The sequence below is a fragment of the Micromonospora sp. R311 genome (genome assembly GCF_056780015.1).
In genome coordinates, this window is sequence record NZ_JBSWCE010000004.1 from 32,369 (window position 1) to 47,223 (window position 14,855).

Consider the following 14,855-nt stretch of genomic DNA (forward strand, 5'->3'; position numbering starts at 1 on the left):
ACCTGGACGCGTTCCGTGCCCGGTGACCATCGCCCGCTCCGTGCCGGGCGGGTGAGCGAGTGCGGACACTGCCCACTTGAACAACCGGCGGGCCGGGCGCCGCGGCACCGGGGAGGAACGGCACTCCCAGCCACGCGGCGGAAGGCTTTCGACATGACCGGTACGGCAGTCATCTGCGGACTCAAGCTGACCCACGACGGTGCCGTCGCGGTGATCACCGACGGGCGCCTGCTCTTCTCCACCGAGGCGGAGAAGATCGCCAACTCGCCCCGGCACTGCGGCCTCGCCGACGCCGACCAGATCCTCGACGAGCTGCGGGCCAGCGGCGTGGACCCGGCCGGCGTCACGCACGTCGCGGTCGACGGGTGGACGCCCCGGGTGGACGGCTCCTCGTACGTGGAACTGCGCGGGCGCGATGGCCGGGCGTACCCGCTGCGGGTCGCCGACTACACCGACGACCCGGACGTGCCGGAGGGGCCGGTCCGGCCGGTCCGCGGCGACGGCCTGCCGCTGCACCCGATGCCCGGCGGCTTCGTCAGCTACACCCACGCCGCGGGCCACCTGTTCGCCAGCTACTGCACCTCGCCGTTCGCCGAACGGGACCGGCCGGCGCTGGTGGTGGTCTGGGACGGCGGGATGCCGCCCTTCCTCTACCGGTACGACCCGCGCGGTTGCACCCTGCGCCGGGTCGGTCCGGTCGGCCCGGCCTCCGGCGGACTCTATCCGATCTTCGCGTCGCACTTCCCGCCGTTCCGGGTGGACCGGCGCAGCCCGGACCGGGACCGGATGTTCGGCATGGAGGCGCTCTTCCCGGTCTCCGGCAAGGCGATGGCGTACGCCGCGCTCGGCAAGCCGGACGAGGACGCCATCGCGGTGATGGAACGGGTCAGCGCCGACCTGCCGCCGGCGGACACCCACCTGCGGATGTACGGCTGGACCCGGGAGGTGCTGCGTCGCCTCGACGGCGCCGGCCTGCCCGACGCCACGGTGATCGCCTCGTTCCAGGAGTACCTGTTCCGGGTGCTGCTGGCCGGGGTCCGGGCGGCGCTGCGGGACGCCCCGGAGCTGGCCGGCCTGCCGCTCTGCCTCTCCGGCGGCTGCCACCTGAACATCACCTGGAACGCCGGGCTGCGCGCCAGCGGCCTCTTCGACGAGGTCTGGGTGCCGCCGTTCCCCAACGACGCCGGCTCCGCGATCGGCACCGCCTGCGCCGAGATGGTCCGGCTCACCGGTCGTTCGGCGGTGCGCTGGTCGGCCTTCGCCGGGCCGGGCGTGCGCTGGGACGGCGTGGTCCCGGACGGCTGGTCGGCGCGCCCCTGCGACGTCGCCGGCCTGGCCGAGCTGCTGCACCGGGAGAACGAGCCGGTGGTGGTGGTCACCGGCCGGGCCGAGCTCGGCCCGCGGGCGCTGGGCCACCGCAGCATCATCGCGCCGGCGGTGAGCGCGTCCATGCGGGACACCCTGAACCGGCTCAAGCGCCGGGAGGGGTACCGGCCGGTCGCCCCGATCTGCCTGGAGGAGCACGCCACCGAGGTGTTCGCGCCGGGCACCCGCGACCCGTACATGCTCTTCGCCCACGACGTCCGCCCGGAGTGGGTGGACCGGGTGCCGGCGATCGTGCACGTGGACGGCAGCGCCCGGCTGCAGACCGTGGACGCCGGCAACAGCCCGACCTACGAGCTGCTGCGCGCCTACCACCGGCTCAGCGGCGTCCCGGTGCTCTGCAACACCAGCGCCAACCACCCGGGCAAGGGCTTCTTCCCCGACCCGGGCTCGGCCATGGCCTGGGGCGAGACCCGTTACGTCTGGTCCGAGGGAATCCTCTACACGCGCGGTGACAACTGAGCTGTGCAACTGAATACGCGTGCACTTTCGCATCCGGAAACGTCGAACTAACGTCCACGACGTGCCGACTCGAACTGAATCAGAAGTCAGAACGCAGCTCCGGGACATCATCCTGGACCTGGCGCCGAACCCGCAGCGTGAGGTCACCGACGAGGCTCTGCTGGTCGAGGATCTCGAGTACCACTCACTGGCTCTCCTCGAACTCGCATTCGCGCTCGAGGACGAGTTCGACCTGCCGCCCATCGACGAGGAAAACGCGCGCAACATCCGGTCCATCAAGGACATCGAGGACTACGTGTTGCGCCAGATGGACGCCAAGAATGGCAATCCGTCTGCCGCCTGATCAATTCGGCGGTCAATTGGCGTCCGGACGTCGCTCGACGGTTAGCGCCGCACCGGCGGCGGGTGGGGGTGGTGGTAGGCGTGACCGGTCGACAGGTGATCTGCGGCCTCAAGGTGACCCACGACGGCGCGGTGGCGGCGATCGACGGTGACCGGCTCCTCTTCTCCGTCGAGGCGGAGAAGATCGACAACCGGCGCCGCCACGCGCACCTGTCCGACCTCGCCGACGTCGCGCACCAGCTCGCGCTGCACGACGTCGACATCGCCGACGTGCGGGCGGTCAGCGTCGACGGCTGGGTGCAGTCGCGCGACGGCCGGGCCGGGGCGGAGGTGGTCCGCGAGGACGGCACCTCCCGCACCCTGGACCTCGCCGGCTACGCCGTGCTCGGCGGCCCCGGCGAGCCCGCGGAGGCGCTGACCGGGATCACCGGCGCCGGACTGTCGCTGGGCGGCCGGAACCTCGATCACACCAGCTACCCGCACGCCACCGACCACGCCCTCGCCAGCTACTGCACCAGCCCGTACGCGCGGGAGGGGAAGCCCGCGCTGATCCTGGTCTGGGACGGCGGGATGCCGGCGGCGCTCTACCGGTTCGACCCGGCGGCCCGGTCGCTGACCGCGCTGGGGCCGGTGCTCGGCATCGCGGGCGCGCTCTACCCGGTCTTCGCCTCCCACTTCGCGCCGTTCAAGGTCTCCGCCGAGCAGCGCCGCTCGCTCGGCGGGCTGGGCGACTTCGCCCAGCTGGAGGCGCTGCTGCCGATCTCCGGCAAGGCGATGGCGTACGCCGCGCTGGCCGAACCGGACGAGGCGGCGATCGCGGTGATGGCGGAGCACACCCGGCGGCTGCTGCCGATCGAGGTGCCCCGCGGGTTCATCTGGAGCGCCCAGGTGCTGCGCCAGCTGGCACCGATGGGCCTCTCCGACGCGGCGGTGCTCGCCAGCTTCCAGGAGCACCTGCTACGGCTGCTGCTGGCCGGCCTGCGCGACGGCCCGGCCGCGAAGTACGCCGCCGCCGGCGAACCGCTCTGCCTCTCCGGCGGCTGCGCGCTCAACATCAAGTGGAACTCGGCGATCCGGGCCAGCGGGATGTTCTCCGACGTCTGGGTGCCGCCGTTTCCCAACGACGCCGGCTCGGCCATCGGGGCGGCCTGCGCCGAGCTGATCCGGCGCACCGGGACCGCCGCGCTGACCTGGTCGGTCTTCGCCGGCCCCGCGGTCGGTTACGGCGACGCGCCGCCGGCGGGCTGGTCCTGGCGGCCGTGCGAGATCGAGGAGGTCGCCGAGCTGCTGCACCGCGAGCGGGAGCCGGTGGTGGTGCTGCACGGCCGGGCCGAACTGGGGCCCCGGGCGCTGGGGCACCGCAGCATCATCGCCCCGGCCGACGACCCCGGGATGCAGGACCGGCTCAACCGGATCAAGCTGCGCGAGGCGTACCGGCCGGTGGCCCCGATCTGCCTGGTCGACCGGGCGCCCGAGGTGTTCGACCCGGGCACGCCCGACCCGTACATGCTCTTCGAGCACCAGGTGCGCGCCGGATGGCGGGACCGGGTGCCGGCGATCGTGCACGCCGACGGCAGCGCCCGGCTGCAGACCGTGGGCCCCGAGCATCCGCTGCTGTTCCGGCTGCTCACCGCGTACCACGCCCGCAGCGGGGTGCCGGTGCTCTGCAACACCAGTGCCAACCTGCCCGGCCGGGGGTTCTTCCCGGACGCCTTCTCGGCGATCAAGTGGGGCGGGGTCCGGTACGTCTGGTGCGACGGGCGGCTCTACTCGACCGGGGACGCGGGCGCCGGGTCGGGGCCGACATGACGCTCCGCCGCGGCGACATCTCCTCGATGCTGGAGATGCTTCCCCCGTTCGCCATCCGGGTGGCCGCCACCCTGCGCCTCTCCGACCACCTCGGGGACAGCCCGCGGTCGGCCGCCGAACTGGCCGTGGTCACCGGCGCGGACGCCGACGCGCTCGGGCGGCTGCTGCGCTACCTCTGCTCCCTCGGGCTCTACCGGGAGACCGCCCCGGACCGGTTCGCGCTCACGCCGGCCGGCCGGATGCTCACCGGGCGGACGGTCGGCGACCTGCGGCAGTGGCTCGACCTGGAGGGCGCCGGCGGCCGGATGGACCTGGCGCTGGCCGGGCTGCTGCACGCGGTGCGCACCGGCGGGGCGGGCTACCCGGCGGTGTTCGACCGGCCGTTCTGGGACGACCTGGCCGCCGACCCGGCCCGGGCCGCCTCCTTCGACGAGCTGATGGCCGCCAAGTCCGCCCGGGTCGCGCCGGACCTCGCGGCGCTGGACTGGACCGGGGTGCGGCGGCTGGTGGACGTCGGCGGCGGGGTGGGTCGCACCCTGGGCACCATCCTGCACGCCCACCCGCACCTGCGCGGCACGCTGCTGGACCGGCCGCCGGTGGCCGAGCGGGCCCGCCGGCAGCTGGCCGAGGCCGGGCTGGCCGACCGGTGCGACGTGGTCGGCGCCAGCTTCCTGACCGGGGTGCCGGCGGGCGGGGACGCCTACCTGCTCTTCGACATCCTGCACAACTGGGACGACGAGACCGCCCGGGAGATCCTCGGCCGGTGCGCCGCGGCGGCCGGCCCGGCCGGCCGGGTGCTGGTGGTCGAGGAGGTGCCGGCCGACGACGACCGCAACGGCCGGGCGATGGACCTGAAGATGCTGGTCCTCTTCGGCGGCCGGCAGCGCACCGCGGCCGGCTTCGCGGTGCTCGCGGCCAAGGCCGGCCTGGCGGCGCCCACGGTACGCCGGCTGCCCTGCGGGTTCTCCGTGGTCGAGACGACCGGCACGACCAACCGGGGGCTTGGATGAGCGAGCGGAGCGAGCGAATCATCAGGCTCGGCGCGAAGGTGCCTCATGGCGGCACGCAGCGCAGCGGAGTGCCGGCATGAGCGGGCATGTGCTGGTCACCGGGGCGTCGCGGGGGATCGGCCGGGCGGTCGCGCTGCGGCTGGCCGCCGCCGGCCACGACGTCACCGGCTGCTACGCGACGCGCGGCGACGACGCGGTGCACACCGAGAAGGCGGTCGCCGACCTGGGCGTCCGGACCTGGTTCGCCGCCTGCGACGTGGGCGACCTGGCCGCGGTGACCGCGCTGGTGGCCGACGCCGAGGAACGGCTCGGGCCGCTGACCGGGGTGGTCAACAACGCCGGCATCACCCGCGACGCGACCACCGTGCTGATGGCCGAGCGGGACTGGGACGCGGTGCTGCGCACCAACCTCACCGGCACCTGGAACGTCTGCCGGACGGTCGGCTACCGCTTCCTCAAGCGCCGCCGGGGCGCGCTGGTCAACGTCTCCTCGGTGGCCGGGGTCTACGGCCACGCCGGGCAGTCCAACTACGCCGCCGCCAAGGCCGGCATCATCGGCCTGACCCGGTCGCTGGCCAAGGAGATCGCCCCGTACGGGCTGCGCGCCAACGTGGTGGCGCCGGGCTTCATCGAGACCGAGATGACCGCCGGGCTGCCCGACCGGTTGCGCGCCAAGGCCCGCGAGTCGATCCCGCTGCGCCGCTTCGGCACCCCCGACGACGTCGCCGGGCTGGTCGCCTTCCTGCTCTCCGAGGACGCCTCCTACATCACCGGCCAGGTGTTCCAGGTGGACGGGGGGATCGTGCTGTGACCGCCACCCTGGACACCGCCGCGCCGCTGGTCGGCTGCGACCGGGTCACCGTGGCCGTCGACGGCGCGGTCCGGCGGATCACCGGCGAGCTGCGGATCCGCGGCGACGGGCCCTACCTGCCCGACCACTTTCCCGGGCTGACCATCTTCCCCGGGGTGTTCGTCCTGGAGGCGGTGGTGCAGGCCGCGGCCACCGCGTTCGGCGACCCGGGCGGCCGCCGGCTGCGGCTGGCCACCGTGCGGTCGCTGCGGTTCCTGGTGCCGCTGCGCCCCGGCGACGAACTGCGGGTGCTGGCCGAGGCGACCGACGCGGCGCCGCCGCACCCGGTCCGGGTCCGCGCCGACTGCCGGCGGGGCGACGGGGTGCGGGTGGCCACCGCGACCCTGGAGTGCGGGTGGTCGCGGTGAGACTCGACTTCCCGCAGCTGCGCCGGACGCTGCCGCACGGGCCGGGCATGCTGCTGCTCGACCGGGTCGAGGAGCTGCGCCCCGGGGTGGGGCTGACCGCGGTGAAGACGGTCTCGGGCATCGAGCCGTGCTACGCGGGGCTCGACCCGGACGACGGCGTCGAGGCGTACGCCTACCCGTCCTGCCTGCTGCTGGAGTCGTTCGGGCAGGCCGCGGCGGTGCTCTGGCTGCACAGCGTCGGCGCGACCCGGCCGGACGAGGTGCTGATGCTCGCCGCGGCCCGGGACTGCGCGTTCGTCGGGCGGGCCTACCCGGGCGACGTGGTGCGGCACGTCGTCGAGCTGGACCACCGCAGCGACGGCGCCGCGTTCGTCACCGGCCGCAGCAGCGTGGGTGCGCGCCCGATCGCGACCTACGGCTCGCTCACCGCGGTCGTCCGGCCGCGCACCGCCCTACCGGCACGGCCCGACGGCCCGTGACCACCAACCGATCGGAGGGAGCAGTTGACCATGGCTGACGGCGACACGCGTCTGGCGGAGCTCAGGGAACTCGTCGCGGAGGTCCTCGAGGTCGAGCCGGAGGAGCTGACCGACACCGGGGACTTCCAGGAGGAGTACGAGGCGGACTCGCTGCGGGCGATCGAGATGCTCGCCCGGATCGAGAAGAAGTACAAGATCGAGATCCCGCAGCAGGAGTTGGCGAACATGCAGAACCTCAAGGCCGTGTACGCGGTGACGGCCGGCTACGCCGGCTGGTCCGAATCGTGACATGAAGCGGGTGGTGATCACCGGCCTCGGTCCGGTGTCGAACATCGGCATCGGGGCGGCGGCGTTCGAAGCCGGGCTGCGCGGCGGGCACAACGGCATCTCCGCCATCACCAGCTTCGACACCGCCGGCTTCCCGCGGACCATGGCCGGCGAGGTGCGCTCGTTCGAGCCGGAGCCGATCCTGCGCCGGCTCGACACCGCCGCCTGGGGCCGGTCCAGCCTCTTCGCGGCCGCCGCGGCGCGGCTCGCCGTGCGCGACGCCGGCCTGCGCGTCGACCGGGTGCCGCCGCACCGGGCCGGCGTGGTGGTCGGCACCACCAGCGGCGAGTCGAAGGTGACCGAGGAGATGGGACGCCGGATCGTCGACGAGGGCTTCCCGGCGCTGCCCGGCGAGCTGACCGAGCAGCTGCCCGCCGGGCGGCTCGCCGCCGCGGTGAGCGAGGAGCTGGACCTCACCGGCGAGTCGGTCACCCTCGCCACCGCCTGCTCGGCCAGCAACTACGCACTGGGCTACGCGTACGACATGGTGGCCAACGGCGACGCGGACGTGATGCTCACCGGCGGCGCGGACTCGGTGTGCCGTTGGGCGCACGCCGGGTTCGTCCGGCTCGGTGCGGTCGCCGACAAGGCCTGCGCGCCGTTCGACCGGGACCGCTCCGGCATGATCACCGCGGAGGGCGGCGCCATGCTCCTGCTGGAGTCCGCCGAGCACGCCCGCGCCCGGGGTGCCACGCCCTACGCCGAGGTGCTGGGCTACGGCCTGAACTGCGACGCGCGGCACATGGTGGCCCCCGACGCCGCCTCGATCGCCGAGTGCATGCGGGTGGCGCACCGCAACGCGGGCGTCCGACCGGACGACGTGGACTACGTCTGCGCGCACGGCACCGGCACCGCGGCCAACGACGCCACCGAGGCGGCCGCGCTGGTGGACGCCTTCGCCGGGCGGGTGCCGCCGGTCAGCTCGATCAAGTCGATGCTCGGCCACACCATGGGCGCGGCCAGCGCGTTCGGGGTGATGGCCGCCGCCCTGGCGATCGCCCGGGGGTTCCTGCCGCCCACCATCAACTGGAGCAACCCGGACCCGGCGATGGCCGGGCTGGACCCGATCCCCAACCACGCCCGGCCGGCCCGGGTGCGGGTGGCCCAGAACAACGGCTTCGCCTTCGGCGGCAACAACGCCATCGTGCTGTTGGGAGCGGTGTCGTGACCCCGTTGCAGATCATCGGCTGGGGCGTCACCAGCCCGGCCGGCACCGACGACGCGGCACTGGTCGGGGCGCTCGACCGGCCGCCCGCCCCGGTCGAGGTCGCCGGCCGGTACGACGCCCCGCTGCCCACGCCGCGCGCACACGCCCTGGTCGACTTCGACGTGCGGGCCGAGCTGGGCCGCAAGGGCACCAGCTTCTTCGACCGGCGTACCGCGCTCACCGTGGTCACCTGCCGCCGCGCGCTGGCCGACGCCGGGCTCGAGGTCACCGACGCCAACCGGCACCGGATCGGGGTGGTGCTCGGCACCACCGCCGGCAGCGTCCGCTCCTCGGTGGACTACGCGGTGGACACCTTCACCCAGGACCCGCCCTACATGGTCAACCCGGCGCTCTTCCCGAACACGGTGATGAACTGCGCCGCCGGACAGTCCGCCATCTGGTTCAAGCTCACCGGCGTCAACGCCACCCTCGCCGGCGGCCGGGTGGCCTTCCTGTCGGCGCTGCGCTGGTGCGCCAACAGCTTCCGCTCCGGGCAGGCCGACCATCTGCTCGCCGGCGCGGTGGAGGAGTTCACCCCGCACACCGCCTGGCTGTCCCGGCACCGCCGCGACGACGACCTGCCGGCCGGCGAGGGCGGCGCGGTGTTCGTGCTGCGCCCGCCCGACGCCACCGGAGCGCGGCGTCCGGACGCGGAGGTGCTCGCCGTGACGCTCGGCTACTGCCCGAGCGGGCGGGACCGGGCCGAGGCCCTCGCCGGGTGCCTGCGCGGCGCGCTCGACCGGTGCCGGATCGACGGCGACCGGGTCCGGATGGCGGCGGTCGGCGGGGCCGACGACGGGCCGGCCCGCGCGGCGGCCTGGCGGGCGGTGGAGTCGGCCGTCGGCCACTCCCGGGCCCGGCGGATCGCCGTGGACGAGGCCATGGGCGACAACCCGACCGCCGGCAGCGCGCTGGAGCTGGCCACCGTGCTCGCCGCGCACCGGCAGGATCCGGGGCTGGACGGGCAGGTGTCGGTGCTGGTGGCGCAGAACCGCGAGGGCGCGGTGGGCGCCGCCGTCGTCCGGGGGTGGAGCCGTGGCGGTCATCGCGGCTAGCGCGGTGCGCACCTGCCTCGGCGACGGTGCCGCGACCTTCGCCCGGCTGCTGGCCGGCGAGAGCGGCGTCGGCCCGCTGCGCCACGTCGACCCGGCCGCGGTCAACGTCACCCGCGGCTACCACCTGCCCGGGCCGCCCGGCGGGGACGAGCCGGACCTGCCGGCCAGCCGCTGGCTGGCCGGGTGCGTCACCGCGGCGCTCGGCGCGGCCGGCCTGGACCCGGCCACCGCCCGGGTGCCGGTGCTGGTCGGCACCGGCCTGCGGGAGTTGCGGGCGGTGGAGCGGCAGGCGGTCGACGGCCGGCCGGTGCGGGCGGCGCAGCTGCACTTCACCGGGGCGCTGCGGTCGGCCGCCCCCGCGCTGGGCCCGGTGGTCACCGTCGCCAACGCGTGCAGCGCCTCCGGGCACACCCTCGGGCTCGCCCAGGACCTGGTCGACACCGGGCAGGCCGACGTCGTGGTGGCCGCCGGCGCCGACGCGATGACCGCCTCCATGCTCGCCATGATCGGGCGGGTCGGCGAGGAGCCGACCGAGCGGGTGCGGCCGTTCGACGCCGACCGCACCGGGGTGCTGCTGGGCGAGGGCGCCGCCGCGGTCGTGGTGGCGTCCGGCGCCTGGCGCGGCCCGGTCGCGGCCCGGTTGCTCGGCGTCGGCGTCTCCTGCGACGCCCACCACGAGACCGCCCCGTCGCTCGCCGGCATCAGCCGGGCGATGACCGACGCGCTGGCCCGCGCCGACCGGTCGCCGGCGGAGGTCGACCTGGTGGTCAGCCACGGCACCGGCACGCTGCTCAACGACGTCACGGAGGCCGAGGCGATCCGCCGGGTGCTGGTCGACGCGGGCGGCGACCCGTACGTCACCGGCCTCAAGGGGGCGCTCGGCCACACCTCCGGCGCGTCGGCGCTGATGAGCCTCGACGTGGCGATCCGCTGCCTGCACGGCGGGCAGGTGCCGCCGGTGGTGGGGCTGCGCCGCCCACTGCCGGAGGCGAAGGCACTGCGCCTGGTCACCGGCGCGCCGGTCCGCTGCGCCGCCCGGGTGGCCCAGGTCAACTCGTTCGGTTTCGGCGGCGTCAACGCGGTCGCCCTGGTGGAGGCGGCGTGAACCGGGCCGGGGTGGCGGTCACCGCGTGGAGCGTCCACCTGCCCGAGCTGCCGCCCGGCGTACGGCTGGCCGGGTGGGACCCGGGCCCGGCCTGCCCGCCGGAGGCGGCGGCGGAGCTGCTCGGCCGCAAGGGCCTGCTGGCGAAGGAACCGGCGACCCGGCTGGCGCTCTGCGCCGTGCACCGGGCGCTGGGCCTGCCGGCGCGGGCCGGCCGGCGCGCCGCCGACGGCCCGCCCGACCCGGCGACCGCCGTGGTGGTGGCGTCCAACCTGGGCAACTGCGCGACCGTCGCCACCGTGGCCGCCGCCGTCGCGGCGGACGGGGTGAGGGCGGTGAGCCCGCTGGACGCCCCGAACGCGTCCAGCAACGTCGTCAGCAGCACGGTGGCGATCTGGTTCGGCTGGGGTGGGCCCAACCTGACGGTCTGCTCCGGCCACCCGGCCGGGCTGGACGCGGTGGCGCTCGGCGCGCTGCTGCTCGCCGCCGGCCGCGCCCGCCGGGTGGTGGTGGTCGGCGCGGAGCCGGCCGACCCCACCGCCGCCGCGCTGCTCGGCGCGGAGGCCGCCGCGCCGCTGCGGCCGGTGGCCGGCTGCGTGGTGCTGGAACCCGCCGGCGACCTGCTGCTCGACCCGGTCGAGGAGGAGCCGGCCGGGCCGCCGACCGGGGACGCGGACCTGCTGCTCGCCCCGGCGCGGCTGCATCCGGCCGCGGTCGACCTGACCGCGCAGGTCGGCGCCGGCTACGGCGCGCTGGGCGTGGTGCAGGTGGCGGTGGCCGCCGCCGCGCTCGCCGGTCGGGGCGGCACGGCCCGCATCGTCTGCGGCGACCCCGACGACGGGTACCGCACCACCCGGCTGTTGTCGAAGGGGACCGGATGACGTCGCCGCAGGCCCACCTGCTCTCGCCGGGCACCGACACCGGCCCGTGCGCGGTCTTCGTGCACGGCATCGAGGACACCTGGCGCACCTGGACCCGGCTGTCCCGCTGCCTCGGGCCGCAGTGGCGCACGGTCGCCCTCGACCTGCCGTGGCGGGCCGGCAACGACTACCGCTGGCGCTGGTCCGGCGGCCCGGGGGACTGGGTCGGCGCCGGGCTGGAGGCGCTCGGCGACCGGCCCTTCCTGCTGGTCGGCCACTCGTTCGGCGCCAACGCGGTGCTCGCCCGGCTGGCCGCCGGCGAGCCGCGGGCCACCGCGGCGGTGCTCGCGGCGCCGTTCTTCCGGCCGGCCGAGCACACCGTCACCTGGCAGACCTTCGACCTGTCCCGGGAGACCTTCCAGCGGCAGATCAGCGACGGCATGCGGCTGCGGCTGCGCCGCACCGCTCCGCCGGACGTGTTCGAGGTGATGCTCGCCCGCACCTGCGAGCGGATCGGCCCGGTGGGGTTCCTCGCGGTCTTCGAGCAGTACGTGGCGAGCGGTCACCTTCCGCTGTCGCACGTGGACATCCCCGCGACGATCCTCATCGGCGAGGCGGACCCGGGGATGTTCCGGCCGCACATGGAGGCGCTGGCCGGCCGGTTGCCCCGGGGCACGGTGGCCGCCGGCGACGACTTCGACCACTTCTGCCACGTCAGCCACGCACCCGAGGTGGCCCGGGTCATCGAGGAACTGGCGGCCGCCGGCGCCGGTACGCGGGCCCGACCGGCCGAGTGAGGAGGGCACCCATGTCGAGTCACGAACCGGAGCGCAGCACCGTCTGCCGGCTCCGCCCCCGGTACGCCGGCGCCAACATCCGCACCTGGATCGGCTTCAAGCACTTCATGTACCTGGCCGAGGAGGCCGTGCTGACCTGGTTCCGGGAGCGGGACCTCGGCCCGCAGGCCCTCTACCACCGGTACGGGCTGGGGCTGGAGATCGTGGACAGCTCGGTCCTGCTGCCGGCGGTGCTGGAGATCGACGACGAGGTCGAGGCCCGGGTCGACCGGTTGGGCCCCGGCCGGTTCGGGGTGCGGCTGCACCTGGGCCGCGACGGTCAGCCGGTCACCGTGCTGCGCGGGAAGGTCTCCGTCGCCCTGGTCGCCGAGCGCGGCGTCGACCCGGCCACGCCGCCGGAGCGGCTGGCGCCCCTGGTGGTGCCGGCCGTCACCGCGGCGGATCCGCCGCCACCGGTGGTCGAGCCGTACCGCTTCGGGTGGCGGGCCCGCTACTTCCACTGCCACTACTCCGACCGGGTGCAGCACGGCAGCCACGTCGCCGCGCTCGAGGAGGTGGTCGACCGGTTCCTGGCCGACCGGGGCCTGTCGGTGCCCCGGCTGCTGGCCGAGCGGAGCTGGATCCCGGTGGTGTCCCGGGCCCGGGTCCGGCTGCTCGCCGACGCGCACATGGACGACGAGATCGAGACCACCTTCACCGTCACCGACATCGTCAAGGACCGCGCCTTCGACGGCCGGATGGACGCCTTCACCACCGGCCCCGGGCAGGATCGGCCGCGGCACGTCGCCACCGCCCGGATCCTGCACGGCTACGCGGTCAGCGCGGGCCCGGACGCCGGCACCCTGGCCCGGCTGGACCCGGAGACGGTGAAGGCGCTGACCGGGGGAGTGTCGTGAAGCGCGGGCCCCGGGTGCACTTCTCCTTCCGCAGCCCGTTCAGCTGGATGGCGATCCACCGGCTGCGCCGCCGGCTGCCCGACGCCCACCAGCGGCTGGAGTTCATCCCGTACTGGGACCCGGACGAGCGCACCGGCGCCGACCTGGCCGCCGCCGGGGCGGAGTTCCACTACACCCCGATGAGCAAGGCCAAGCACCTGTACATCCTGCACGACACCCGGCGGCAGGCGGCCAAACTCGGGCTGCGGATGGTCTGGCCGGTCGACGTCGACCCGTGGTGGGAACTGCCGCACCTGGGCTACCTGCTCGCCCGGCGGCTGGGCCGCGGGGAGCAGTTCTACGACGCGGTCACCGCGGCCCGGTGGGAGCGGGGGGAGAACATCTGCGACCCGCCGGTGCTGCGCGCCGCGGCCGAGCGGGCGGGGCTGGACGGCGACCGGATCGTGGCCGCCGCCGACTCCGCCGAGATCCGCGCGCTCGGGGTGGACTGCCTGGTCACCGCCTACCACGACGACATCTTCGGGATCCCGTACTTCCGGGTCGGGCCGCACCGGTTCTGGGGGCTGGACCGGCTCGACGACTTCCTCACCGAACTGCTCGGCCCGCCCACCGTGCCGGTGCGCACCGGCGCGCCGGAGCGGGTGCTCGCCGACACCGACACCGCGGGCGGCTGCGGATGAGCGGCACGACGGTCCGCGGGCCGGCGCTGTTCGACCCGGCCGACCCGGCGGTGGCGGACGATCCGTACCCGAGCTACGCCCGGCTGCGCCGGGAGGCGCCGGTGCTGCACCTGCCGGCCGAGGACGTCTGGGCGGTGAGCCGGCACGCGGACGTGGCCGCCGTGCTGCGCGACCCCGCCACGTTCTCCTCGAAGGTGGGCATGAGCCCCGACTTCGGCGGGCGCAAGGTGATCCCGGACGCCGGGGTGCGCTACCGGATCGGCGCCCCCGACGTCCGGGTGCTCATCGCCACCGACCCGCCGGAGCACCAGGTGTTCCGGCGGGCGGTGGCGCGCGCGTTCAGCCCGTCGGCGGTCGCCGCTCTGGCGCCGCGGGTCACCCGGATCGCCCGGGACCGGGTGCGGCGGCTGCTGGCGTACGACGGGCCGGCCGACTTCTTCGCCGAGGTGGCCGAGCCGGTGCCGGCGCTGGTGCTGGCCGAGATGCTCGGCGTGCCGGCGGAGATGCAGCACGAGTTCCGGCAGTGGTCGGCGGTGATCACCGCCGACCTGAGCCAGGCCGGCTCCGGCGCCGACGGCATCGGCCGCGGCATGGACATGTTCCGGTTCTTCGGGCGCCGGCTGCGCCGGGGCACGCCGCACGACCCGCCCGACCTCTTCGACGCCATCGCCGGGGGCCGCCGGGCCGGCATCACCGACCAGGAGGTGCTGGCCTTCTGCGCCTTCCTGCTGGTGGCCGGGATCGAGACCACCACCAGCCTGGCCACCAACCTGCTGCACGCGCTGGTCGGCCACCCCGAGGTCGCCGACCGGCTGCGCCGCCACCCCGAGCTGGTGCCCGCCGCGGTGGAGGAGGGCATCCGGTACGACACCTCGGTGCAGGCGCTGTGGCGCGGCACCACCCGGGAGGTGACCCTGTGCGGGCGGCGGATCCCGGCCGGCGCCCGGGTGCTGGTGCTCTTCGGCTCGGCCAACCGCGACGAGGAGGTGTTCGCCGACCCGGACGCGTTCCGCCTCGACCGCCACCCCAACGACCATCTGAGCTTCGGCGGCGGCGTGCACTACTGCCTCGGCGCCCGGCTGGCCCGGCTGGAGTTGACCGCGGTCTTCACCGAGCTGCTCGGCGCGACCCGCGTGATCGAGGCGGCCGGCCCCGGCCGGCGTACCGGCAGCCTGGTGCTGCGCGGCTTCACCCACCAGCCGGTCCGGGCGGTGCCGCGGTGACCGGG

16 protein-coding genes are annotated in these 14,855 nt (G+C 75.3%); all 16 read left to right on the plus strand.

Annotation, left to right across the window (positions count from 1 at the left end):
* The first annotated feature begins 153 nt into the window (after window positions 1–153).
* A complete protein-coding gene (locus AC1WTP_RS04180) occupies window positions 154–1,845 on the plus strand; it encodes a carbamoyltransferase C-terminal domain-containing protein (protein ID WP_481647917.1) in 1,692 nt (563 codons plus the stop codon).
* 61 nt (window positions 1,846–1,906) lie between these two features.
* Window positions 1,907–2,188, plus strand: coding sequence for a phosphopantetheine-binding protein (locus AC1WTP_RS04185; RefSeq protein WP_481647918.1), 282 nt, complete (start codon window positions 1,907–1,909; stop codon window positions 2,186–2,188).
* An 80-nt stretch (window positions 2,189–2,268) separates the two neighbouring features.
* Window positions 2,269–3,996, plus strand: a complete 1,728-nt coding sequence (locus AC1WTP_RS04190) for a carbamoyltransferase N-terminal domain-containing protein (RefSeq protein ID WP_481647919.1) — start codon at window positions 2,269–2,271, stop codon at window positions 3,994–3,996.
* Complete coding sequence (locus tag AC1WTP_RS04195) at window positions 3,993–5,006, plus strand: methyltransferase (RefSeq protein ID WP_481647920.1); 1,014 nt, start codon at window positions 3,993–3,995, stop codon at window positions 5,004–5,006. The genes AC1WTP_RS04190 and AC1WTP_RS04195 overlap by 4 nt, the downstream gene beginning before the upstream one ends.
* Before the next feature lie 76 nt (window positions 5,007–5,082).
* The gene (gene fabG, locus AC1WTP_RS04200; RefSeq protein ID WP_481647921.1) at window positions 5,083–5,817 is read left to right on the plus strand and encodes a 3-oxoacyl-ACP reductase FabG; all 735 of its coding nucleotides are present in this window, start codon (window positions 5,083–5,085) and stop codon (window positions 5,815–5,817) included.
* On the plus strand, window positions 5,814–6,224 hold the full coding sequence (locus AC1WTP_RS04205) for a 3-hydroxyacyl-ACP dehydratase FabZ family protein (RefSeq protein WP_481647922.1): 411 nt from the start codon (window positions 5,814–5,816) through the stop codon (window positions 6,222–6,224). Before fabG ends, AC1WTP_RS04205 begins: the two co-directional genes overlap by 4 nt.
* On the plus strand, window positions 6,212–6,703 hold the full coding sequence (locus AC1WTP_RS04210) for a 3-hydroxyacyl-ACP dehydratase FabZ family protein (RefSeq protein ID WP_481647923.1): 492 nt from the start codon (window positions 6,212–6,214) through the stop codon (window positions 6,701–6,703). The genes AC1WTP_RS04205 and AC1WTP_RS04210 overlap by 13 nt, the downstream gene beginning before the upstream one ends.
* A 30-nt stretch (window positions 6,704–6,733) precedes the next feature.
* Window positions 6,734–6,991, plus strand: coding sequence for an acyl carrier protein (locus tag AC1WTP_RS04215; protein ID WP_088993393.1), 258 nt, complete (start codon window positions 6,734–6,736; stop codon window positions 6,989–6,991).
* 1 nt (window position 6,992) lies between these two features.
* Window positions 6,993–8,198 carry a beta-ketoacyl-[acyl-carrier-protein] synthase family protein gene (locus AC1WTP_RS04220; protein WP_481647924.1) on the plus strand — a complete coding sequence of 402 codons (1,206 nt, stop codon included), beginning with the start codon at window positions 6,993–6,995 and terminating at the stop codon, window positions 8,196–8,198.
* Window positions 8,195–9,292 carry a beta-ketoacyl synthase N-terminal-like domain-containing protein gene (locus AC1WTP_RS04225; protein WP_481647925.1) on the plus strand — a complete coding sequence of 366 codons (1,098 nt, stop codon included), beginning with the start codon at window positions 8,195–8,197 and terminating at the stop codon, window positions 9,290–9,292. The genes AC1WTP_RS04220 and AC1WTP_RS04225 overlap by 4 nt, the downstream gene beginning before the upstream one ends.
* Window positions 9,273–10,397, plus strand: a complete 1,125-nt coding sequence (locus tag AC1WTP_RS04230; protein ID WP_481647926.1) for a beta-ketoacyl synthase N-terminal-like domain-containing protein — start codon at window positions 9,273–9,275, stop codon at window positions 10,395–10,397. The genes AC1WTP_RS04225 and AC1WTP_RS04230 overlap by 20 nt, the downstream gene beginning before the upstream one ends.
* Window positions 10,394–11,275, plus strand: coding sequence for a beta-ketoacyl synthase N-terminal-like domain-containing protein (locus tag AC1WTP_RS04235; RefSeq protein WP_481647927.1), 882 nt, complete (start codon window positions 10,394–10,396; stop codon window positions 11,273–11,275). Before AC1WTP_RS04230 ends, AC1WTP_RS04235 begins: the two co-directional genes overlap by 4 nt.
* A complete protein-coding gene (locus tag AC1WTP_RS04240; RefSeq protein ID WP_481647928.1) occupies window positions 11,272–12,051 on the plus strand; it encodes an alpha/beta fold hydrolase in 780 nt (259 codons plus the stop codon). Before AC1WTP_RS04235 ends, AC1WTP_RS04240 begins: the two co-directional genes overlap by 4 nt.
* 11 nt (window positions 12,052–12,062) lie before the next feature.
* Window positions 12,063–12,947 (plus strand): thioesterase family protein, encoded by an 885-nt coding sequence (locus tag AC1WTP_RS04245; RefSeq protein WP_481647929.1) that lies wholly within the window; start codon window positions 12,063–12,065, stop codon window positions 12,945–12,947.
* Window positions 12,944–13,627, plus strand: coding sequence for a DsbA family protein (locus AC1WTP_RS04250; RefSeq protein ID WP_481647930.1), 684 nt, complete (start codon window positions 12,944–12,946; stop codon window positions 13,625–13,627). The genes AC1WTP_RS04245 and AC1WTP_RS04250 overlap by 4 nt, the downstream gene beginning before the upstream one ends.
* On the plus strand, window positions 13,624–14,850 hold the full coding sequence (locus tag AC1WTP_RS04255; RefSeq protein ID WP_481647931.1) for a cytochrome P450: 1,227 nt from the start codon (window positions 13,624–13,626) through the stop codon (window positions 14,848–14,850). The genes AC1WTP_RS04250 and AC1WTP_RS04255 overlap by 4 nt, the downstream gene beginning before the upstream one ends.
* Window positions 14,851–14,855 lie beyond the last annotated feature (5 nt).